The following is a 21059-nucleotide window of genomic DNA, read 5'->3' as shown; positions in this document are numbered from 1 at the left end:
CAACCGCCTCGAGCAGCCGGTGCAGCCAGAAGCCGTCATAGCCGGCCTCGTAGCAGCTCACCACACGCGGCGCCGAGCCAAGCTTCGAAGTCGCCCGTGCCTTGACCTTCTCAATCAGCGCCAGCAGCCCGGCCTGATCGCCCCCTTCCAGCTTGTAGCGCGATATCCGATCCAGGTCCGGGCTGTGCAGCGTCACCAGCCACGTCTTCTGACTGAGTTCGATCGCAACGAAAATTGTGCCATTATGGCCGGTGGTGGGCGTGTCTACGGTCGATGCTTGCATCTGACTCTCCGAGGGTTCGAGTGTGGAAACCCAAACCTATCGGAAAGGCCACGCTCACCGCCCCATGGAATCTACAACTTCGCGGTGCTCCGTCAGGCGGCGACCGCTTCGCGCGCCTCGACCCGCTCGCCGCCACGATACACCGTCAGGGTCGCGATGATGCCAAGCGTTGCCGCGAGCATCAGCCAGAAGCCTGGCGAGGCCTTGTCGCCGGTGTGGTCGATCAGCCAGGTCGAGGCAAACGGCGTGAACGTGCCGAACAGCGCCGCCGCCAATGCAAAAGCCAGGGAGAAGCAGGTGGTGCGCACATGCGACGGCACTATCTCGACCAGGCAGCCGAGCATGGTGCCGCTGTAGACGCCGAAATAGAACGAGAACATCATCTCGACCGCCAGCATCTTGCCGAAGGTCGGTGCGGCGACCAGCCAGTGCAGCGCAGGATAGGCTGTGATCAAGGAAAGCCCGGCGATCGTCAGCAGCACCGGCTTGCGGCCGAGCCGATCGGAGACCGCGCCGCCGACCGGATTCCAGATGAAGTTGGTCACCGCCACCAGCAGCGTGACCAGCAGTGCGTCATGGGTCGACAGTTTCAGCACGTTCTTGCCGAAGGTCGGCGTGTAGACGGTGACGAAATAGAACGTCGTCGTGGTCAGGATCGCGATCATCATGCCGAGGATCACGATGCGCCAGTTCGCGAGCGCGGACGCGAACACTTCCGAGGCGGTCGGATGCCGCTTCATGGCAAGGAAAGCCGGCGTTTCCTCCAGCGTCCGCCGCAGCACGAAGATGAAGGGGATGATCAGGCAGCCGATGAAGAACGGAATGCGCCAACCCCAGGCTGCCACCATAGCCGGCGGAATTATCTCGCTCAGGACATAGCCGACGATCGCGGCGACGAAGATCGCGACTTGCTGGCTCGCCGACTGGAACGAAGTGTAGAAGCCGCGGTTGCCGGGTGTCGCGATCTCCGACAGATACACCGAGACGCCGCCGAGCTCGACGCCCGCAGAAAAGCCCTGCAGCAGCCGCCCGATCAGCACGATGATGGGCGCGGCAATGCCGATGGTCGCATAGGTCGGGCAGATCGCGATGACCACCGTGCCCACAGCCATGATCGCCAGCGTGACGATCAAGCCCTTGCGGCGTCCGATGCGGTCGATATAGGCCCCCAGCACGATCGCGCCGACCGGGCGCATCAGCGCGCCCAGCCAGAACACGCCGAAGGTGTTGAGCAGCGAGGCGGTCTCGTTGTCGGATGGGAAGAACGCCTTGCCGATCGCGCTCGCATAGAAGCCGAACAGGAAGAAATCGAACTGCTCGAGGAAATTGCCGCTGGTCGCGCGCAGGATGGCGCCGATGCGCGATTTGATCTGCGGTATCTCTGCCGTGCTCGTTGGCGCCATGCGCGTCTTCTCCCCGGGATGCGACGAAAAGCCTCGTCTACGCGGCAATTTGGCACAGCTGCGCGGCGCGACCAACCCGCAAACGCGCCGGCCACCCGGAAATCTGCAGGTTTTTCAGGTCTTCAGGCCTTGCTTTGGGCCGATGCCACCATCCACTGCCGGAACGCCGCAAGCTTCGGCGAATCAGCCCGCGCCTGCGGCGAGACCAGGTAGAAGCCGGCATCGGCGGGGAGCGCGATCTTGAAGGGAACCAGCAGCCGTCCCTTGGCGATGTCGTCCTTCACATAGGAAGTCCGGCCCATGGCGACGCCGATGCCGTCGATCGCGGCCTGGATGGTCATGAAGATCAGGTCGAAGGTGATGCCCGGCTGTTTTGCGAGGTCAGCCGGCAGCCCGGCTGCCGTCAGCCACAGCCGCCAGTCGTCGCTGTTGGTGTTGCTGGTGTGCAGGAGCACGTGGTCGCGGAGGTCTTCAGGGCATTTCAGCGGCTTGCCTCCGTTGAGCAAGGACGGGCTGCAGACCGGAAACAGCTCATCCGCCATCAGCCAGTCGGCCCGCAATCCCTGCCATTGGCCGCGGCCGTAGCGGATCGCGGCATCGACATTGTCGCGCTGGAAGTCGACCAGATTGGTCGAGGTGGTGATGCGCACGTCGACGCCGGGATGCGCCTCCTGGAACGTGGACAGCCGCGGCAGCAGCCATTTTGCGGCGAGCGAGGCCAGCGTCGACACGGTCAGCACGTGGTCGTCCTCGCGCCGCAGCAGCCGGTCGGTGGCCAGCTTCAAATCATTGAAGGCGGCGCGGACACCGGGGAGATATTCGGCCGCCTTTGGCGTCAGCGTCAGCGCCCGGTTCTGCCGCACGAACAGCCGGACGCCGAGCTCCTGCTCCAGCCGCTTGATCTGATGGCTGATCGCGGTCTGCGTCACGTTCAGCTCGGCGGCGGCCTGGGTGAAGCTCAGGTGCCGCGCCGCAGCCTCGAAGGCCCGCAAACCATTCAGCGAAGGCAGCCTGGCGGTCATCTCCCGCATCCCTCCTGATACATGATTTTATCTCATGTGAAGCGGTACAAAGTGTCGTTTGTGCAAGACGGCAATCGCACCGATATTCCGTACAACAGATTAGCTATAGGAGCTGAGCATGTCCACTTTCACCCATGAATCGATGATAAATCATCATGGACAGGGCCTGTTCGGGCAGGCACTGGCCCAATTGAGCGAGACACTGCACGTCTGGTGTCAACGTTATGCGACGCGTCGCGAACTGGCCCAATGGTCCGAGCGCGATCTCCACGACATCGGCAAATCCTGGAGCGACGTGGCTTTTGAGGCCGAAAAACCCTTCTGGCGGGCATGAAGTGACGCCACCGCTGGCGCCGCCGCTGAAGCGGGACGCCAGCCAATTTCTTTCGGAGAGCGTGTCATGACCGCCTTGCGTCTCGACGATCTCAAGCAATATTCCGACGTGCTGCGTTCGCGCAGTGGCGAGAAGATCACGGTGCGCTTCGTCGAGCCGCGCGATGCGGAGGAGCTGCAGAACTATTTCCGATCACTCTCGACCCGCTCACGCTACAATCGCTTCTTTGGCGCCATGCGCGAACTGCCGACGAACGTGCTGGAGAATTTCGTCCACGTCGGCGAGCACGAGCAGTTCAGCGTGGTTGCCACCGTCATGGTCGACGGCTTCGAAGTCATCGTCGGCGAAGCGCGCTATGCCTTCCATGCGGAGGATGCGAGCGTCGAGTTGGGCGTTTCGATCGACGACCGCTGGCAGGGGCAGGGCATCGGCCGGGCGCTCTTGAAGAATCTCGAATGTCGCGCCGCTGCGCTCGGTGCTGCACGGCTGTTCGGCGACACCTTGCGTTCCAACGATGCCATGATCGCGCTGGCGAAGAAGGCCGGTTACGCCTTCACCAACAGCCCCGGCGACTGGAAGCTGGTGCGCTTTGAGAAATCCATCGATATCGAACCGCAGGATATCCCTTGTGCCAGCTGGCGGCTCGCTGCCGCCGGCAAGGCCGCTTTCTCCTCGCTTGCGGTTTGATCACTGGCCCGGTTCTGGGCGCCCCAGAACCGGGCTTTTTTCCTCTTGCTCGCGCCGGTAGCCCGGATGAAGCGCAGCGAAATTCGGGACTTGTAGCGGTCCCCGGATTTCGCTTCGCTCCATCCGGGCTACGAACTTTCAGGGGGAAGGAGACGATAGTTCAGCGCAAGCCTAGAACTTCTCCACCCAGGGGCGCAGCTCGACTTCCCAGCTCCAGGCGCTGCGCGGCTGCTGCAGCACGTTCCAATAGCTGAGAGCAATCGCATCGGGATCGAGCATCGAATCCGGATGACCTTCCGGATCCGGACGCGTCTTGCTGCGGATGCCGCCATCGATGACGAAATGTGCGACATGGATGCCCTGCGGCGATAGTTCGCGCGCCATGCTCTGCGCCAGTCCGCGCAGCGCGAACTTGCCCATCGCGAATGACGACGATTGTGCATACCCCTTGACGCTGGCCGAAGCGCCCGTGAACAGGATCGCGCCATGCTTGTTCGGCAGCATGCGCTTTGCTGCCTGCTGCGCCACCAGGAAGCCGCCGAAGGCCGAGACCGCGATCGCGTTGGCGACGTCGGCCGGCACGAGGTCGACCAGTGGGCCGCGTGCGCGCCCGCTTGCGTTATAGACCACAAGGTCGGGCGTGCCGAGCTCGCGCTCGACCAGGCCAAACAGACGCTCGACCTCATCGGCATCCGTTGCGTTGCAGGCAAAGGCCCGCGCGCCGGTCTCGGTGCAGAGCGCACCGAGTTTTTCGATTTGCCGTGCGGCCAGCGCGACGCGAATTCCTTCGCGCGAAAATAGCCGCGCCAGCGAAGCGCTCAGGCCTTCACCGACACCGACGATCAGGGCGATCTTGTATTTTGGGGTTTCCATGAGCTTTCCTTGAGCTGCCGGAGAAGATTTTGCTTGGCGGGAAGGCTGCGGCGAAATTGGCTTCCTCGCCGCAGCTGTACGGGGCGACATCCCGGCATTCGATGTGCGATAGTCTCATCCAACAGATGAGGAACGAACCAGGGATTTCAATGCAGCCGCTGAAACACGATTCAAACGCCGATATCGCCGGCCAGCCGGGCCTGCTCGCGCCCGATACCTCAGGCATGAATTTCTATCAGGCGGATCCGGCGCTTCAGGACCTGCTGCGATTGCACCTGCCCGATGCGCTGTTTCGCCATATCGAGCCGCATCTCGATCGGCTGGGCGCGCTGACCGGCGGCATCCTCGATGAGTGCGCGCGCCTTGCCGACCGCCACGTGCCGGTGCTGCACCAGCGCGACAAGTTCGGCCGCGACGTGCAGTGGGTCGAATATCATCCGGCCTATCGCGAATTGGAGAAGGCCGCGTTCGGCGAGTTCGGCATCCATGCGATGTCGATCCGCAAGGGCATTTTGGGCTGGCCGGACAAATATCCTGTCGTCGCCAAGCATGCCTTCACCTTCCTGTTCAATCAGACCGAATTCGGCATGGGCTGCCCGATCAACGTCACCGACGGCTGCGCGAAGCTGCTGGCGAATTTCGGCAGCGAGGCGCTCAAGGCAAAATATCTTGATGGCCTGACCCAGACCGACATGGGCAAGCTGACACAAGGCGGCCAGTTCATGACCGAGAAGGAGGGCGGCTCCGACGTCGGCACGCTGACCACGACGGCAGTGCAGGAGGGTGACCACTGGCGCCTCTACGGCGAGAAATGGTTCTGCTCGAATGCGGACGCCAAGGTCGTGATGCTGCTGGCCCGGCCCGAAGGCGCCGGCCCCGGCACCCGCGGCGTCGGCCTGTTCCTGATGCCGCGCTTTCTCGATGACGGCTCGCAGAACCGCTACCGCATCGTGCGTCTGAAGGACAAGCTCGGGACGCGCTCGATGGCGTCAGGCGAGATCAAGCTCGAAGGCGCGATCGCCTATGCGGTCGGCAAGCTCGATCGCGGCTTCGTGCAGATGGCCGAGATGGTCAACTCATCGCGGCTGTCCAACGGCGTCAAGTCGACCGCGCTGATGCGCCGCGCGTATCATGATGCGATGACGGTGGCGAAGGGCCGCGTCGTGTTCGGCAGCCGCATCATCGACCTGCCTTTGGCGCGGCGGCAATTGATGAAGATCATGCTCGCGACCGAGCAAGCGCTGTCGATGAGCTTCCTGACCGCGGATGCGCTCGACCGCGCCGAAGCCGGCAGCCAGGATGCTGCGGCGCTGCTCCGCATCCTGACGCCGACCTTGAAATTCCGCGCCACCCGCGATGCGCGGAAGGTCTGTGGCGATGCGATGGAGATGCGCGGCGGCATCGGTTACATCGAGGAATTCGTCACCGCGCGCCTGCTACGGGACGCGCATCTCGGCTCGATCTGGGAAGGCACCGGCAACATCGTGGCGATCGATGCGTTGAAGCGCGCGGTCGGCCGCCATGGCGCAGATGCGGCACTTGCCGCGGACCTGCACGTACGGCTCGACGACAGCGCCAATGTGCCGCAGGCTTGGCGCAGCCGCCTGCATGAACTCACCGACCGCGCCATCGGCTTTGCGCGCGAAGTCGCCGGCCGCACGGACAATGAAGCGGAAGCACGTCGTTCGACCAGCCTGCTCTATCACGTCGCAAGCGCCGTGACGCTCGCCTGGGAAGGCGGGCGCATCCATGAGATGCGCGGCGATGCACGGCGGCTGTTGCTGTCGCGTCTGGTGATCGACCATCGCGTGGCCGCACACGATCCGTTCCGGCTGACGGAAAATACTGCATCGCGCGCCATCACCGATCACCTGCTCGGCGACCGTGCCGTCGGCATGGCCAAGGTTGGCGAATTGCTTGCCGCGGCTTAGGCTGTCTCTGCACCTCTCCCAAAGGGAGAGGTCGGATCGTCCCGGCGATGCGAAGCATCGTCCGGTGCGATCCGGGTGAGGGGTCACGCCCTATCGATAGACCTGGACCCCTCACCCGGAATCGCATCTTCGATACGCTTCCGACCTCTCCCTTCGGGAAAGGTAAGCAAGCGTCGCGACAAGATAGAGCAACGATAAACAACAGAGGGGAAACACCGATGAAGGCCGCCGTCCTGTACGAAGTCAACAAGCCGCTTGTGATCGAGGACGTCAGCCTGCCAAATCCCGGTCCACGCGAAGTCTTGATCCGCACCTCTGTCGCCGGCCTCTGTCATTCCGATCTGCACTTCATGGAGGGGCTCTACCCGCATCCGCTGCCTGCGGTGCTCGGTCATGAATCCGCTGGTGTGGTGGAGAAGGTCGGCTCCGACGTGAACTATGTGAAGCCCGGCGATCACGTCGTGACCTGCCTCTCGGTGTTCTGCGGCACCTGCGACAACTGCGCCACCGGCCGCACCGTGCTCTGCACCGATACCACGGTGAAGATGCTGCCGGGCGCTTCGAACCGGCTGCAATGGAACAGGCCCGAGAAGTTGAACCAGTTCCTCAATCTCTCGTCCTTTGCCGAGCAGATGCTGGTGCATGAGAACGCGATCGTGAAGATCCGCAGGGACATGCCGCTCGAGCTCGCGGCCTTGATCGGCTGCGGCGTCATCACCGGTTATGGCGCCGTCGTGAATACCGCGAGGGTGCAGGCCGGCGAGACGGTAGCGGTGATCGGCTGCGGTGGCGTCGGCATGGCCGCGATCAACGGCGCCGAGATCGCGGGCGCGGGTCGCATCATCGCGATCGACACCAACCCCGCGAAACTCCAGCTCGCGACCAAGCTCGGCGCGACCGACATCATCGATCCCAGGAACGGCGATGTGGTCCAACAGGTGCGTGAGCTCACCGGCGGCGGCGTGCATCACGCGTTCGAGGTGCTGGGCCGCAAGGAAACCGCCGAGCAGGCTTTCGGCATGCTGGCGCCCGGCGGCACCGCGACCATCGTCGGCATGATCCCGTTCGGCCAGAAGATCGAGCTGCACGGCTTCGACTTCCTGCGCGAGCGCCGGATCCAGGGCTCGTCGATGGGCTCCAACCATTTCCGCGTCGACATGCCGCGGCTGGTCGAGTTCTACATGCGCGGCAAATTGCACCTGGAGGACTGGATCTCCGCCAAGCTGAAACTGTCCGAGATCAACGACGGCTTCGCCAACATGAAAGCCGGCAAGACGCTCCGCAGCGTGGTGATGTTCGATAGCTGATCTGGTGATCATCGCCCGGCTTGACCGGGGCGATCCAGTAGCCCGCGGCGGCTATTGGGAAAAACAATTGGTGATGCAGGTTACTGGATGCCCCGCTTGAAGCGGGGCATGACAGCGGAGGGCTGCCTCGCTATTTCGCTGCCTGTCTCACCGCGTCACATGCGCCGATACCGCGAGCCACTTTCCGTTCTGCTTTGCCCAGCAATCGGTGTATCGCCCGTACGCCTGCTGCCCGTCCGGCGTGGTGTAGCTGGTCGCAGCATGGATGATGGCGAAGTCGCCCATGATGCGGATCTTCACATCATGCGCCTGCAGGTTCCTGATCGCCACGGGTTTTGCCGTCTGCTCAAGGAAGGCAGCGCGGTCGACCAGCGATTTGTCGGGATTTGAGCAATAGAACTCCGGCGCCAGGATTTCATCGAAGCGCTTGACGTCGGAATTCTGCACCGAGGCGACATAGTCGCGATTGAGCGCGGTGAGTTCATCTATGTCGTTGCTCATTGTTTTTCCTCCCGTGGTTCCCGTCATTGCGAGAAGCGAAGCGACGAAGCAGTCCATGCATCGGCGAGCGTGGATGGATTGCTTCGCTTCGCTCGCAATGACGCTAATCATCAAACATCTTCGGGGGTACGAAGCCGCCGAATTCGCGCTCGATCAACTCAGCCAGTTTCAGCGGCGTGCGATCCTCGAGCCAGGGCCCGACGATCTGCACGCCGACCGGCAATCCGTCCGGCGCGAAGCCGGTCGGAATCGCCGTTGATGGAAGCCCGGGAAGCGTCGCGATTCCGGGCCAGGCGAGCTGGTCGAGATAGGCATGCTCCTTGCCGTCGATGATGATGCGGCGCTTCTCCTGCTCCGGCGAATGGTCGTGCGGATAGGCCGGCGTCGGCATGATGGGGCAGATTACGGCGTCGAACGTCTTGAACAAGTCGCGCCATTGCGCCCGCAGCCGGGTGCGGCCGCCGTCGGCCATCAGCCAGTCGCGATGGCTGAGCGCGATGCCGCGCAGCCGCTCTGCGGTAAGGCTGGTGTCGCTGTCCGGCAGCGCCGCCGCGGCCTGCTTGGCGCCCGCATAGAAGTCCGGCGCGAAGGAAGCGGCAAGGAACGACAGCAGTATCCGCATATAGAGCCGGCTCGATGCAGCGAAGTCCGGCAACAGCTTGCTCTGGCGCTCGACCTTGACGCCCGCCTTGGCGAGGTTGGCAGCGAGCTTTTCGATCGAGCCGCGTACGACCGAATCCGTCGGCATCACCGGATCGGTATCGATCAGCAGCATGCGGAAGTCTTTCAGCGCGGCATGCCGCGGCGCCGGCAGTTCGAGCCGGTAGGCGCTGGCATCGAGCGGATCGGGGCCAGCGATCACATCGAGCAGCAGCGCCAGGTCGGCCGCGCTGCGCGCCATCGGCCCGATCACCGAGAGGTCGCGGTTGAACGGCAGCGGCGGCAAGGGAGGTGGCGTGTGACCGCGCGAGGGCGCCAGCGCGTAGCTCGGCTTGTGCGCATAGATGCCGCAATGAAATGCCGGCACGCGAAGCGAGCCGCCGATGTCGGAGCCGAGCGAGAGCGGCCCGTAACCTGCGGCAAGCGCGGCCGATGATCCGCCGGACGACCCGCCCGGGGTGCGGCCGAGATCGTAGGGGTTGTTGGTGGTGCCGTAGATGTCGTTGTAGCTCTGCCAGTCGCCGAGGACGAGCGGCACGTTGGTCTTGCCGAGGATTACCGCGCCGGCATCCTTGACCCGCGCGATCGAGAGTGCGTCCTCGGTCGGCGTGAAATTCTTCTGTTCAGGAATGCCCCAGGTCGTCGGCAGGCCGGCGATGTTGTAGGATTCCTTCACCGTGATGGGGATGCCGAGCAGCGGCTTCTGTTCGCCGCGGGCAAGCGCGGCATCGGCGGCGCGCGCCGCTGACAGCGCGCGATCGAAATCGCGCACGCAGACCGCATTGATCTTCGCATCGTGACGCTCGATCCGGCCGATCGCATCCTGCGCCAGTTCGACCGCGGATACTTGCTTTGCGGCGAGCGCCGCCGATATCTCGACCGCAGTCTTGAAACTCCATTGCGATTTGGCCAAGGCGAACTCCTGATGTGACGGCGGGTGATGCATGGATGATGCTTGCTTTGCCTGGGGCTCGCAAGCGTGAAGCATCGCACATCATCGCGATGCGCCGCGGATCATCGCTGGCAAAATAGACGGATGCTTGACAGGAATTGCTGCGCTGGATTCCAGTTTTGACGCGCTTTCTTTACACGAACCGGTGTCCACTTCGCTCGAAAACGCTTTACGCCGCACCGATCAAAATGCCGACACCGAGCACGATCGCGCCGCCGAGCACGATCTGGAACACCGCCTGCAGGAACGGCGTGTCCATGTAGCGCGAGCGGATGAAGGCGATCGCCCACAATTCGAAGAAGACGATGATGCAGGCGATTGCGGTCGCAATCCAGAATGCGTTGGGCCAGGCATCGGGAACGAGATACGGCAGGGTGTGGCCGAGGCCGCCGACCGTCGTCATCAATCCGCAGGTGAGGCCACGCAGCCAGGGCGAGCCGCGCCCGGTCAGCGAACCGTCATCGGACAACGCTTCGGCAAATCCCATGCTGATGCCGGCGCCGATCGAGGCGGCAAGGCCGACCAGGAACGTCTGCCAGTTCTGGTGGGTCGCAAAGGCGGCGGCGAACAGCGGCGCCAATGTCGAGACCGAGCCATCCATCAGTCCGGCGAGTCCGGGCTGCACATATTGCAGCACGAACATGCGCCGCCGGGTCCGGTCCTCCTCGGCGCGCACGTCGGGCTTCAGGATATCGTCGGTCAGCCGGACGGCGAGGTTCTCGTGGTGCCGCTCTTCTTCGGCGAGATCGCCGAGCAGGCGGCGCACGCCGACATCCTGAGCCTGTTCGGCGGCCTTGGCGTAGAAGCGTTCGGCCTCCAGCTCCATGGTCTCGACTTCCTTCCGGATGGTGTCGAGCGGCAGGTTCTTGGTTAGCCAGATCGGACGTCGCCGTAGAAAACCCTTTACGTCTTCGCGCCGGATCGGCGGCAGATGCGGGCCGAAACGCTGGTCGTAGAGTTCAAGCAGGCGATGCCGATGGCCGCGTTCCTCCTCGGCCATCTCCTCGAAGATCTTGGCGGTATCAGGATAGCGTTCGGCGAGGTCCTCCGCGAAGGTCATGTAGATGCGGCTGTCCTCCTCCTCGGAGGCGATCGCGACCGCCAGCACTTCGCGCTCGGTCAGATCGGCAAAATTCTTCACGGAGCCGCCTTCTCGGAGAATTTAGAATTATTCTAAACTAGATAGGCGGCCTTGGCTAGCGCGTCAATCACCTTCCGACGCGCGCATCGCGCAGGAACGCGAGGAGGAGCCGGCTGACCTCCGACGGCTGCTCCTGCTGCACCCAATGGCCGGCGCCGTCGACCAGATGGCAACCGATCATGTTGGTGCAGGCTTTCGACTGCATCGCCTCGAACACGCCGGGCCGCTGATAGGTGCCCCAGTCCTGCTTGCCGGAGATGAAGCAGGAGGGCACGTCGATGGTGCGGCCCGACCAGGTCTGCAGTTCGGGGACGAAGGCGCCGGAGGTGCCGCAGCGATACCACTGCAGTCCGCCCTGGAAGCCGTTGCGTTCGTACTCGGCACTGTAGAACGCCAGCTCGTGGTCCGGCAGCCATTGGTTGGCGGCGATCTCCGCGGCCAACGGCATCTCTTTCGCCACCGTGGCGGCCATGCCTTCGGCAAGATCCATGATGTAGTAGGTCGGCAGTTTCGCCAGTTCGCCCGCGGACCAGGACTGCAGCGGATAGGGCTTGTTGTCTTTCCAGTCCGCGCTCTTGTGGTGGTAGTAGGCGCGCAGGAAGTCATGCACGCCTTGCGGGGCGCGGTGCATGTCGGCATCGGCCTCGCGCGTTGAGTAGTACCATTGGTAATGCTTGCGCGGCCGCGGCAATGCGGCGAGCGCGCGATGCACCGGGTCTTCCGCAGCCGGCTTCGCCGGTGCATCCGCAGTGTTGAACGGCAGCGATGGTGGCCCGCCGAACGGTGCGCTCATCATCGTGACCGCCCGGAACACATCCGGCCGGATCAACGCGCACCACGCTGCGACTGACGAGCCGAAATCATGCCCGATCACGGCATCGACGCTTCTGTAGCCGAACGCCGACACCAGCCCCAGCGCATCGCGCACGAGATTGGTGAGGCGAAACGAGACGAGGTCGCCGTCATAGTCGCCATCCCAGCCCGTGGTGCGGCCATAGCCGCGCTGGTCCGGCGCGATCACGTGATAGCCGGCCTCGGCCAGCACCGGCATTACCTTGCGCCAGGAGAAGGCGAGCTCAGGAAAGCCGTGCAGCAGCAGGAGACAGGGCCGACCTTTGGTTTCGAAACCGGCCTCGAGCACATGCATGCGCAGGCCGTTGATGTCGTCGACGTAGCGGGAGCGTATGCCGGCGGGGAGCGGAATGTCGGGGAGAGCACTCATGGCGTTTCCATCCATGTCTTGTCACGCGCGACTGTAAAGACATGGATGCCCAGGACAAGCCCGGTTGTGAGGTGCCTGCAACATTACGCCTTCACCGCGGTCTTCGGCCAGTAGCGGTCGCGGAGATGGCGCTTCACCAGCTTGCCGGTCGGCGTGCGCGGCAGCTCGGCTTCGAAATCGATCGAGCGCGGGCATTTGATCGCGGATAGCCGCGACTTGCAGAAGGCGATCAATTCGGCCTCGAGCTCCTTGCCGGCCGCAGCCATATCGTGCGGCTGCACCACGGCCTTGACCTCCTCGCCCATCTCCTCGTTCGGCACGCCGAACACCGCGACGTCGGAGACAGCAGGATGCGTGATCAGCACATCCTCGGTCTCCTGCGGATAGATGTTCACGCCGCCGGAGATGATCATGTAGCTCTTGCGGTCGGTGAGATAGAGGAAGCCGTCCGTGTCGAGATAGCCGACATCGCCGAGCGTCGACCAGCCCCTGGCGTTATAGGCGCGCTTCGTCTTTTCGGGATCGTTGTGATAGGTGAACGCGGGCGCGTCGGCGAAATAGACTGTGCCGATCTCGCCCGGCGGCAGCTCCTCGTCGTTCTCATCAAGGATCTTGATCTTGCCGACCACCGCGCGGCCGACCGTGCCGCGGTGCTCCAGCCATTGCTGCGAGGTCGACACCGTGACGCCGTTACCCTCGGAGCCCGCGTAATATTCGATCAGGATCGGCCCCCACCACTCGATCATCTTGGCCTTCACGTCGACCGGGCAGGGCGCCGCAGCATGGATCGCGCCCTTCAGCGAGGAGACGTCGTAGCGCTTGCGCACCTCCTCGGGCAGTTTCAGCATGCGCACGAACATGGTCGGCACGAGCTGCGACTGCGTTACCTTGTGCTTCTCGACCAGTTTCAGGAATTCCTCGGCGTCGAAGGATTCCATGATGATCGAAGTGCCGCCCAGCACGATCGCCATCATGTTGAAGCGCAGGGGAGCGGCGTGATAGAGCGGCGCCGGCGACAGATAGATGGTATCCGCGTTCATGCCGCACATGTCGGCGCACAGCACCCGCAGGAACGGGTTCGGCACGTCGATCGGGTTAGCTTCGAACTGCTTCTTGATCCCCTTGGGCCGGCCGGTCGTGCCGGAGGAATAGAGCATGTCGTGGCCCGCGACCTCGTCCGCAATCGGCGTGGTCGGCTGCACGAGTGCTTCCTTGTCGAAGGAACGGAAGCCCGGCAGCGGCTCGTCCATCATGAACCACAACGGCTCACCCGGCTTGCCGTTGACCAGGCCGTTCACCTGCTCGGCACATTTCGGCGAGGTGATGAAGACCTTGGCGCCGCAGTCCCTGATGATATAGGCGATCTCGTCCTGCTTCAGGTAGCGGCTGATCGCGGTGTAATAGAGCCCCGCGCGCTGCGCCGCCCAGCAGATCTCCATGAAGGCGAGCCGGTTCTCCATCAGGAAGGCGATGTGGTCGCCGGCCTTCAGTCCGAGCGAACGGAACAGATGCGCGCCCTGGTTGGAGAGCTCGTCGAGCTCGCGATAGGTGATCGCCTTGCTGGTAGCAGCCATCTGGTAGGCGATCTTGTCCGGATGCGTGCGGGCGTGGATCGAGGGGTGGGTCATGGGGTTTCCTCAAGACGCGAATGGCGAGTAGCGAATGGCGAATAGGGAAGAGCGGTTAGATGGTCGCTCTTCTCCTGCTCACCATTCGCTACTCGCCATTCGCTATTCGCTTTTCTTGTTTTTAGAGCCGCTCCACGATCGTCACATTCGCCATGCCGCCGCCTTCGCACATGGTCTGCAGGCCGTAGCGCTTGTTGCGCTGCTTGAGCGCGTTGATGAGCGTCGTCATCAGCTTGGTGCCGGAGCCGCCGAGCGGATGGCCGAGTGCGATCGCGCCGCCATTGACGTTGAGCCTGGCGGGATCGGCGCCGGTGGTTTTCAGCCATGCGGTCGGCACCGACGCGAAGGCCTCGTTGACCTCGAACAGGTCGATGTCGTCGATCGACATGCCGGCCTTTTTCAGCGCGCGTTCGGTGGCGGGCAGTGGCGCCTCCAGCATGATCACGGGATCATGGCCCAGCATGCTCATGTGGTGGATGCGCGCCATCGGCTTGACGCCGAGCTGCTTCAGCCCCTTCTCGTTGACGACGAGCACGCCGGAGGCGCCGTCGCAGATCTGGCTCGAACTCGCCGCTGTCAGCTTGCCGTTCTCGGCGATCAGCTTGACGCCCTTGATGCCGTCGCGGCTGGCATCGAAGCGGATGCCTTCGTCGATGTGATGGGTGTCGGTGGTGCCGTCGGCGCGGGTGATCTGCACCGGCACGATCTCGTCCTTGAAATGGCCGGCCTGCGTAGCGGCAATCGCGCGCTGGTGGCTGCCGTAGGAATATTCATCGAGTTCGTCTTTGGAGAGGCCGTATTTCTCCGCCATCATCTCCGCGCCGGTGAACTGGCTGAACATGATGTTGGGATAGCGCTTCTCGATGTTCGGGCTCTTGTAGTAGCCAAAGCCGTTCTTCTGCGGCAGCGACGAGGCAAGGCCCATCGGCACCCGCGTCATCGATTCCACGCCGGCGGCGATCACGATGTCCATCGAGCCGGACATCACGGCCTGCGCCGCGAAGTGCAGTGCCTGCTGCGAGGAGCCGCACTGCCGGTCGATCGAGGTGCCGGGGACGCTTTCCGGCAGCTTCGAGGCCATCACCGCGTTGCGCGCGATGTTGTTGGACTGCTCGCCGGCCTGCATCACGCAGCCCATGATCACGTCCTCGACTAGCGCGGGATCGGCGCCGGAACGCTCGACCAGCGCGTCCAGCACGGTCGCGGCCAGGTCGGCCGGGTGCCAGCCGGCAAGACGTCCCCCCTTGCGGCCGCCGGCGGTGCGAGCGGCGGCGACGATATAGGCCTCGGCCATGTCTTGGTCTCCCTGAGTGTTTCTGGATGGGCGTTTCAAAGATGGCCGGATTAAAAGGGCCGTAACGGATTTAGTCAATCAATCAATTAACTCTTGAGGTCAGCCGCGGCATCGGGTTATCTGCGCGCCGGACTTTTCCGGCAGGCAGATGGAAATGCAGTTGAATACCACCATACCAACGCGACTCCCGGCGGGCCGGAACCCGACGGCGGAGAAGCTGCTGGTTGCCGCGAGCGAATTGATGATCGAGCGCGCCTCGATTGACGTGTCGCTGTCCGACATTGCCCAGAAGTCCGGCGTCAACGCAGCGCTCGTAAAATATCATTTCGGCAACAAGGACGGGCTGTTGCTGGCGCTGCTGGCGCGCGATGCCGCGACCGAGATGTCGCAGCTCGAATATCTGGTCGCGCAGCCGATATCGCCGACCGCCAAGCTGCGGTTGCACATCGCCGGCATCATCCGCGCCTATCACCAGTTCCCTTACATGAACCGGCTGATCCACTACCTCCTGCATGAGAGCAGTGCGGAGGCGGCCGACGAAGTGTCGAAGTTCTTCATCGCGCCGCTTCTGGATTTCCATCGCCGCCTGCTCGACGAAGGCGTGCGCGCGGGCGAGTTCCGCAAGGTCGATCCGGTGCTGTTCTACACCAGCCTGATCGGCGCCTGCGATCACCTGTTCTTCGGCCGCCACGCGATGTCGCGCGCGACCGGCGTCGGCCCGGTCACCGACGAGGTCTGCCGCGAATACATCAAGCATATGGAAGCGCTGATCTTCGGCGGCATGCTGGCGAAGGAAGAGGCGAATAGTGAGTAGCGAATGGCGAATGGATGAAACTATTCGCTACTCGCCATTCGCTATTCGCGATCCAAGAAACTAACACCCAAGGAGAGCTCTATCATGCAGTTGAAAGACGTTGCCGTTCTCATCACCGGCGGTGGCTCCGGCCTCGGGGCCGCCACCGCGCGCGCCATGGCCGCCAAAGGCGCCAAGATCGGTGTGCTCGACCAGAACAAGGAAAACGCGGAGAAGGTCGCGGCGGAAGTGAAGGGCGTCGCGCTGCATGCCGACGTCACCAGCGAAGAGCAGGTGAAGGCTGCGATCGCCAAGGCCGAGGCTGCGCATGGCATTGCGCGCGTGCTGATGAACTGCGCCGGCATCGGCGGCTCGCAGCGCATCGTCGGCAGGGACGGCGTCTATCCGCTGGAGAAGTTCACCCGCATCATCAATGTCAATCTTATTGGGACCTTCAACGTGCTGCGCCTGTTCGCGGAGCGGCTTGCCACGGCGCAGCCGATCGGCGAAGAGCGCGGCGTCGTCGTCAACACCGCTTCGGTCGCGGCCTATGAAGGCCAGATCGGCCAGATCGCCTATTCCGCCTCGAAGGGCGGCATCGTCGGCCTGACCTTGCCGGCGGCGCGCGACCTCGCAAGCCTGAAGATCCGCGTCAACACGATCGCGCCCGGCATCTTCTTCACCCCGCTCCTGATGGGTCTGAACGAGGAGGCGCGCAAGAGCCTCGGCGCCCAGGTACCGCATCCGGCCCGCCTCGGCGAGCCCGACGAATACGGCGCGCTCGCGGTGCATATCGTCGAGAACGCGATGCTCAACGGCGAAACCATCCGCCTCGACGGCGCCATCCGCATGGCCCCGCGGTAGGGCCACTCGTCTCTTCCCTTCTCCCCTTGTGGGAGAAGGTGGCGCGGATGAAATCCGCGCCGGATGAGGGGTTCTCTCCGGCTGGCAACCCCTCACCGTATCGAGTGCGTGGCCAACGCCGGTGTAGCCCTCTCCCACAAGGGGAGAGGGCGCAGCAACTGGCATCGCGTTCGGTGAGGCAGGAGTTAAGCGTGACCCAACCGCTTCTGATCGAACATCGCGACGGCGCTGATTGGGTGACACTCAATCGCCCGGAGAGCCTGAACGCGCTCGATCCGTCGCTGATCGACGCGCTGAACGTCTACTTCCAGGGCCTGCAACGCAACCGCGACACGCGCGTCGTGGTGCTGAAAGGCGCGGGTGAGAATTTCTGCGCCGGCCTTGATCTCAAGCATGCAATGCAGCGCCGGGCCGGCCAGCAGGAGCCGCCAGGAGTCACCGAGTCCCTCGACTCGCAGCGGCGCATCGCCGACATCGTGATGCTGATGCGGCGCTGCCCGCAGCCGATCCTTGCGCTGATCCAGGGCGCGGCGGCCGGCGGTGGCTTCGCGCTGGCGCTCGCGTCCGATATCCGCATCGCTACCAGATCGGCGCGGATGAACTGCGCCTTCATCAAGCTCGGCCTCGGCGGCTGCGATATCGGCACCAGCTATTTCCTTCCGCGCCTCGTCGGCGTCTCCGTTGCGTCCGAACTGATCCTGACCGGCCGCTTCATTGGTGCGGAGCGCGCGCTCGCGGTCGGTCTCGTGTCGGAGGTGGTCGAAGAGGGCGCGCTTGATGCGGCGGTTGAGCCTTATGTCGAGGCGATGCTGACGGCGTCACCCGTGGGCCTGCGGCTCTCGAAGGAATGCCTCAACATGAGCGTCGATGCAGGATCGCTGGAGGCTGTCATCGCGATGGAGGACCGCAACCAGGTCCTGTGCAGCCGCTCGGAAGATTTTGCAGAAGGTATCAGGGCCTTTCTTGAAAAACGAAAGCCTGTGTATATCAGGCGATAGCAACAAAGATCCGCAAAGGACAAGAAATTCCGGGAGACGCAAAATGAGTGGGAGTGCAGCCGCGGTGCTGGAAAAGCCGGGCTTTCGCAAGATCGAATGGCTGCCGCGCGACATCGCGATCGAGCGGCGAGACGACGGCGCGATCGTCCTGAAGTCGCGCATTCCGCTCAGCCCTTACGAGACACATATTCCTGCTTCGCTGGCGAAATGGGCGAAGCAGGCGCCCGAGCGGACCTGGCTCGCCCAGCGCATGGGCCCCGAGCGGCAATGGCGCAACCTGTCCTACGCCGACGCCAAGCGCACCGTGGATGCGCTCACGCAAGGCTTGCTCAATCTGAAGCTCGAGCCCGGCCGTCCGGTCACGATCCTCTCTGGCAATTCGATCGAGCACGCGCTGATGACGCAGGCTGCAATGCAGGCGCGCCTGCCGGCGGCGCCGGTGTCGCCGGCCTATTCGCTGATGAGCCAGGATCATCTCAAGCTCAAATACCTGTTCGACCTGGTCAAGCCGGCTGTGGTGATGGTGCAGGACGGCCCGACCTTCGAGAAGGCGCTGCGCGCGCTTGATCTTGACGGCGTCACGGTCGTCCACGTCGCTCGCCCTTGCGAGGGCATCAAGAGCGTCAGCTTCGCCGAGCTAGCGGCAACCCCGATCACTGACGATGTCGAAGCCTCGATCGTGCAGATCACGCCGCAGACCGTGGGCAAGCTGTTGTTCACCTCTGGCTCGACCGGCATGCCCAAGGCAGTCATCAACACCCAGGAGATGATGTGCGCCAATGCCGCGATGATGATGCAGGTGCGGCCGCGTAATGCCAATGGTCCGCTCGCGACCTATCTCGACTGGATGCCCTGGAATCACACCATGGGCGGCAACGCGCTGTTCAACCCGGTGCTGATCGACGGCGGCACGCTCTATATCGACGACGGCCGGCCGATGCCGGGCCAGTTCGACGAGACCATCCGTAACCTGCGCGAGATCTCGCCGACCTATTACGCCAACGTTCCCGCCGGCTACGCCGCGCTGGCGGCCGCGATGGAAAAGGACGACGTGCTGTGCCGTAGCTTCTTCAGCAATCTTTCCGTGATGGCCTATGGCGGCGCACGGCTGCCGGACGATCTCTACGACCGCATGCAGGCGCTTGCGGTCCGCACCACTGGCGAGCGCATCGTGTTCTATACCGGGTGGGGCTCGACCGAGACCGCGCCGACGTCGACCGGCACCTATTGGGACACCGAGCGCGTCGGCCTGATCGGGCTGCCGTTCCCGGGCGTCGAACTGAAGATGGTGCCGTGCGGCGCAAAGTATGAATTGCGCCTGCGCGGCGTCAACGTCACGCCGGGCTATTTCGGCCAGCCCGAGCTCACCAGATCGGCGTTCGACGAGGAGGGCTTCTACTGCATTGGCGACGCCGGCGTGTTCGTCGACCCCGAGGATCCGGTGCAGGGCATCATCTTTGCCGGACGTGTGGTCGAGGATTTTAAGCTCACGACCGGCACCTTCGTGCATGTCGGCTCGCTCCGAACCGATGCGATCGCTGCCGCAACGCCTGTCGTGCACGACGCGCTGGTGGCCGGGCAGGATCGCCCGTTCATCGGCCTGCTTGCCTGGCCCAACCTTCATGCCTGCCGGCAACTCATCGGCGATCCCAATGCGAGCTTCGAAGACGCGGTGAAGCATCCCGACGTGATCGCCTGCCTCAGGGGAGGACTGGAGGCGCACAATGCTTCCGTCGAAGGCGCCAGCAGCCGGCGCATCTCGCGCGCGATGCTGATGGTCGAGCCGCCCTCGATCGACGGCAACGAACTCACCGACAAGGGCTACATCAACCAGCGCGCCGGCCTCGAGCGCCGCGCGGGGCTGGTGGAGAAGCTCTATGCCGACAGGCCCGGGGAGGACGTGATCATCCTGAACTGACCGTAGGATGGGTAGAGCGCAGCGAAACCCATCGGTCAGAACGAACATCGCGATGGGTATCGCTTCGCTCCACCCATCCTCCAAGGCAAGCCATCATCAACCCGAGTGAAACGCCATGAATTTCGATTTCTCCGACGAACAGAAGCAGATGCGCGACGAGGCGCGGAAATTCCTCAGCGAGCAATGCCCGCCGAAAGCGGTGCGCACTGTGCTGGATGGCAAGGCCGCCTACGACAAGGCGCTCTGGAAGGGCCTCGCCGAGATGGGTTTCCTCGGCGTCGCGATCCCCGAACAGTTCGGCGGCGCGGGCGCGGGCCATCTCGAGCTTTGCGTGATCGCAGAAGAAATGGGGCGGGCGCTGGCGCCGGTGCCGTTCTCCTCCACCGTGTATCTCGCGGCCGAAGCCTTGATGCTCGCCGGCAGCGACGCGCAGAAGCAGACATGGCTGCCGAAGATCGCCGCGGGCGAAGCGATCGGCACGCTGGCGCTGTTCGAGGGCAAGGGCAATCCGTCGCCGAAGGCGATCAAGCTCGCCGCTTCCGGTGGCACGCTCAACGGCACCAAGAAGCCGGTGCCGGACGGCGCCATCGCCGATTTCGCGGTGGTCGCCGCGCGCACCGGCTCGACCGGGCGTGATGCTGATATCTCGCTGTTCCTGGTCGATCTCAAGGGCGGCGGCGTCGAGGTCAAGGAGTTGACCAGCATCGATCTAACCCGCGGCCAGGCCGAGATCACGTTCACCAATGCCAAGGCCGAGCCGCTTGGAGCCACTGGCGAAGGCTGGGGCATCATCACGCAAGTGCTCGACCGCGCCGCGGTGCTGCTGGCGTTCGAGCAGGTCGGCGGCGCCGACCGCGCGCTGGAGATGGGCCGCGATTACGCGCTCGATCGCATTGCCTTCGGCCGTCCTATCGGCTCGTTCCAGGCAGTCAAGCACATCCTCGCCGATATGTATGTCTCGGCGACCTTGGCGCGCTCGAATTGCTACTACGGCGCCTGGGCGCTCTCGACCAATGCCGCGGAGTTGCCGGAGGCGGCCGCCGCTGCGCGGATCAGTGCGACGCAGGCGTTCCAGCACTGCGCCAAGAACAACATCCAGGTCCATGGCGGCATGGGATTCACCTGGGAGTTCGACTGCCACATGTACTATCGCCGCGCCAATGCCACCGCGCTTGGCCTCGGTAGCCTCTCTTATTGGGAGGATGCCCTGATCGACCGCATGCGCAAGAAGAACGCGGCGTAAGTCGT

At 63.7% G+C, this 21059-nt stretch carries 18 protein-coding genes and 1 pseudogene; 9 read left to right on the top strand and 10 right to left on the bottom strand.

Features of this window, described 5'->3' with window-relative positions:
• The 3 genes and pseudogenes from K288_RS0125615 to K288_RS0125605 all read right to left on the bottom strand — a co-directional run.
• Positions 1 to 283, bottom strand: a pseudogene (locus K288_RS0125615) (IS110 family transposase); the annotation flags it as partial.
• Between the two features lie 92 nt (positions 284 to 375).
• Complete coding sequence (locus K288_RS0125610; protein ID WP_027582136.1) at positions 376 to 1686, bottom strand: MFS transporter; 1311 nt, start codon at positions 1684 to 1686, stop codon at positions 376 to 378.
• 122 nt (positions 1687 to 1808) lie between these two features.
• Complete coding sequence (locus K288_RS0125605) at positions 1809 to 2708, bottom strand: transcriptional regulator GcvA (protein WP_027582135.1); 900 nt, start codon at positions 2706 to 2708, stop codon at positions 1809 to 1811.
• A gap of 118 nt (positions 2709 to 2826) precedes the next feature.
• On the opposite strand from K288_RS0125605, the gene K288_RS0125600 reads away from it, so the two are divergent.
• Positions 2827 to 3042 carry a DUF1127 domain-containing protein gene (locus K288_RS0125600; RefSeq protein WP_027582134.1) on the top strand — a complete coding sequence of 72 codons (216 nt, stop codon included), beginning with the start codon at positions 2827 to 2829 and terminating at the stop codon, positions 3040 to 3042.
• Positions 3043 to 3108: 66 nt separating this feature from the next.
• Positions 3109 to 3729, top strand: a complete 621-nt coding sequence (locus K288_RS0125595) for a GNAT family N-acetyltransferase (protein WP_027582133.1) — start codon at positions 3109 to 3111, stop codon at positions 3727 to 3729.
• A 171-nt stretch (positions 3730 to 3900) separates the two neighbouring features.
• Here K288_RS0125595 and K288_RS0125590 read toward each other — a convergent pair whose 3' ends face one another.
• On the bottom strand, positions 3901 to 4602 hold the full coding sequence (locus K288_RS0125590; protein ID WP_027582132.1) for an SDR family NAD(P)-dependent oxidoreductase: 702 nt from the start codon (positions 4600 to 4602) through the stop codon (positions 3901 to 3903).
• Between the two features lie 149 nt (positions 4603 to 4751).
• Between K288_RS0125590 and K288_RS0125585 the strand changes: the two genes are divergently transcribed.
• A complete protein-coding gene (locus K288_RS0125585; RefSeq protein ID WP_051334720.1) occupies positions 4752 to 6533 on the top strand; it encodes an acyl-CoA dehydrogenase family protein in 1782 nt (593 codons plus the stop codon).
• A gap of 218 nt (positions 6534 to 6751) precedes the next feature.
• On the top strand, positions 6752 to 7840 hold the full coding sequence (locus K288_RS0125580) for a Zn-dependent alcohol dehydrogenase (protein ID WP_027582130.1): 1089 nt from the start codon (positions 6752 to 6754) through the stop codon (positions 7838 to 7840).
• A gap of 147 nt (positions 7841 to 7987) precedes the next feature.
• On the opposite strand, the gene K288_RS0125575 is transcribed toward K288_RS0125580, so the two are convergent.
• From K288_RS0125575 to K288_RS0125550, 6 genes are all read right to left on the bottom strand, one after another.
• Entirely contained in the window at positions 7988 to 8341 is a 354-nt protein-coding gene (locus K288_RS0125575; RefSeq protein ID WP_027582129.1) for a nuclear transport factor 2 family protein, read from the bottom strand.
• Positions 8342 to 8444: 103 nt separating this feature from the next.
• A complete protein-coding gene (locus K288_RS0125570) occupies positions 8445 to 9914 on the bottom strand; it encodes an amidase (RefSeq protein WP_027582128.1) in 1470 nt (489 codons plus the stop codon).
• A gap of 208 nt (positions 9915 to 10122) precedes the next feature.
• The gene (mbfA, locus tag K288_RS0125565; protein WP_027582127.1) at positions 10123 to 11094 is read right to left on the bottom strand and encodes an iron exporter MbfA; all 972 of its coding nucleotides are present in this window, start codon (positions 11092 to 11094) and stop codon (positions 10123 to 10125) included.
• A 67-nt stretch (positions 11095 to 11161) separates the two neighbouring features.
• On the bottom strand, positions 11162 to 12316 hold the full coding sequence (locus tag K288_RS0125560; protein ID WP_027582126.1) for an alpha/beta hydrolase: 1155 nt from the start codon (positions 12314 to 12316) through the stop codon (positions 11162 to 11164).
• Between the two features lie 83 nt (positions 12317 to 12399).
• Positions 12400 to 13944 (bottom strand): acyl-CoA synthetase, encoded by a 1545-nt coding sequence (locus tag K288_RS0125555; RefSeq protein WP_027582125.1) that lies wholly within the window; start codon positions 13942 to 13944, stop codon positions 12400 to 12402.
• 121 nt (positions 13945 to 14065) lie between these two features.
• A complete protein-coding gene (locus K288_RS0125550; RefSeq protein ID WP_027582124.1) occupies positions 14066 to 15238 on the bottom strand; it encodes an acetyl-CoA C-acetyltransferase in 1173 nt (390 codons plus the stop codon).
• A 148-nt stretch (positions 15239 to 15386) separates the two neighbouring features.
• On the opposite strand from K288_RS0125550, the gene K288_RS0125545 reads away from it, so the two are divergent.
• The 5 genes from K288_RS0125545 (at position 15387) to K288_RS0125525 (ending at position 21054) form a co-directional block, all read left to right on the top strand.
• A complete protein-coding gene (locus K288_RS0125545; RefSeq protein WP_051334719.1) occupies positions 15387 to 16052 on the top strand; it encodes a TetR family transcriptional regulator in 666 nt (221 codons plus the stop codon).
• A gap of 84 nt (positions 16053 to 16136) precedes the next feature.
• Positions 16137 to 16895 (top strand): SDR family NAD(P)-dependent oxidoreductase, encoded by a 759-nt coding sequence (locus K288_RS0125540; protein ID WP_027582122.1) that lies wholly within the window; start codon positions 16137 to 16139, stop codon positions 16893 to 16895.
• 191 nt (positions 16896 to 17086) lie between these two features.
• Positions 17087 to 17893 (top strand): enoyl-CoA hydratase-related protein, encoded by an 807-nt coding sequence (locus K288_RS0125535; RefSeq protein WP_027582121.1) that lies wholly within the window; start codon positions 17087 to 17089, stop codon positions 17891 to 17893.
• 43 nt (positions 17894 to 17936) lie between these two features.
• Positions 17937 to 19811 carry an AMP-binding protein gene (locus K288_RS0125530; protein ID WP_027582120.1) on the top strand — a complete coding sequence of 625 codons (1875 nt, stop codon included), beginning with the start codon at positions 17937 to 17939 and terminating at the stop codon, positions 19809 to 19811.
• 115 nt (positions 19812 to 19926) lie between these two features.
• Complete coding sequence (locus K288_RS0125525; protein WP_027582119.1) at positions 19927 to 21054, top strand: acyl-CoA dehydrogenase family protein; 1128 nt, start codon at positions 19927 to 19929, stop codon at positions 21052 to 21054.
• Positions 21055 to 21059: the final 5 nt, after the last annotated feature.

Source organism: Bradyrhizobium sp. Ai1a-2 (assembly GCF_000426245.1).
Lineage (GTDB): Bacteria > Pseudomonadota > Alphaproteobacteria > Rhizobiales > Xanthobacteraceae > Bradyrhizobium.
The sequence above is the reverse complement of the archived record's forward strand: the minus strand, read 5'-3'. Positions and strand labels throughout refer to the sequence as shown.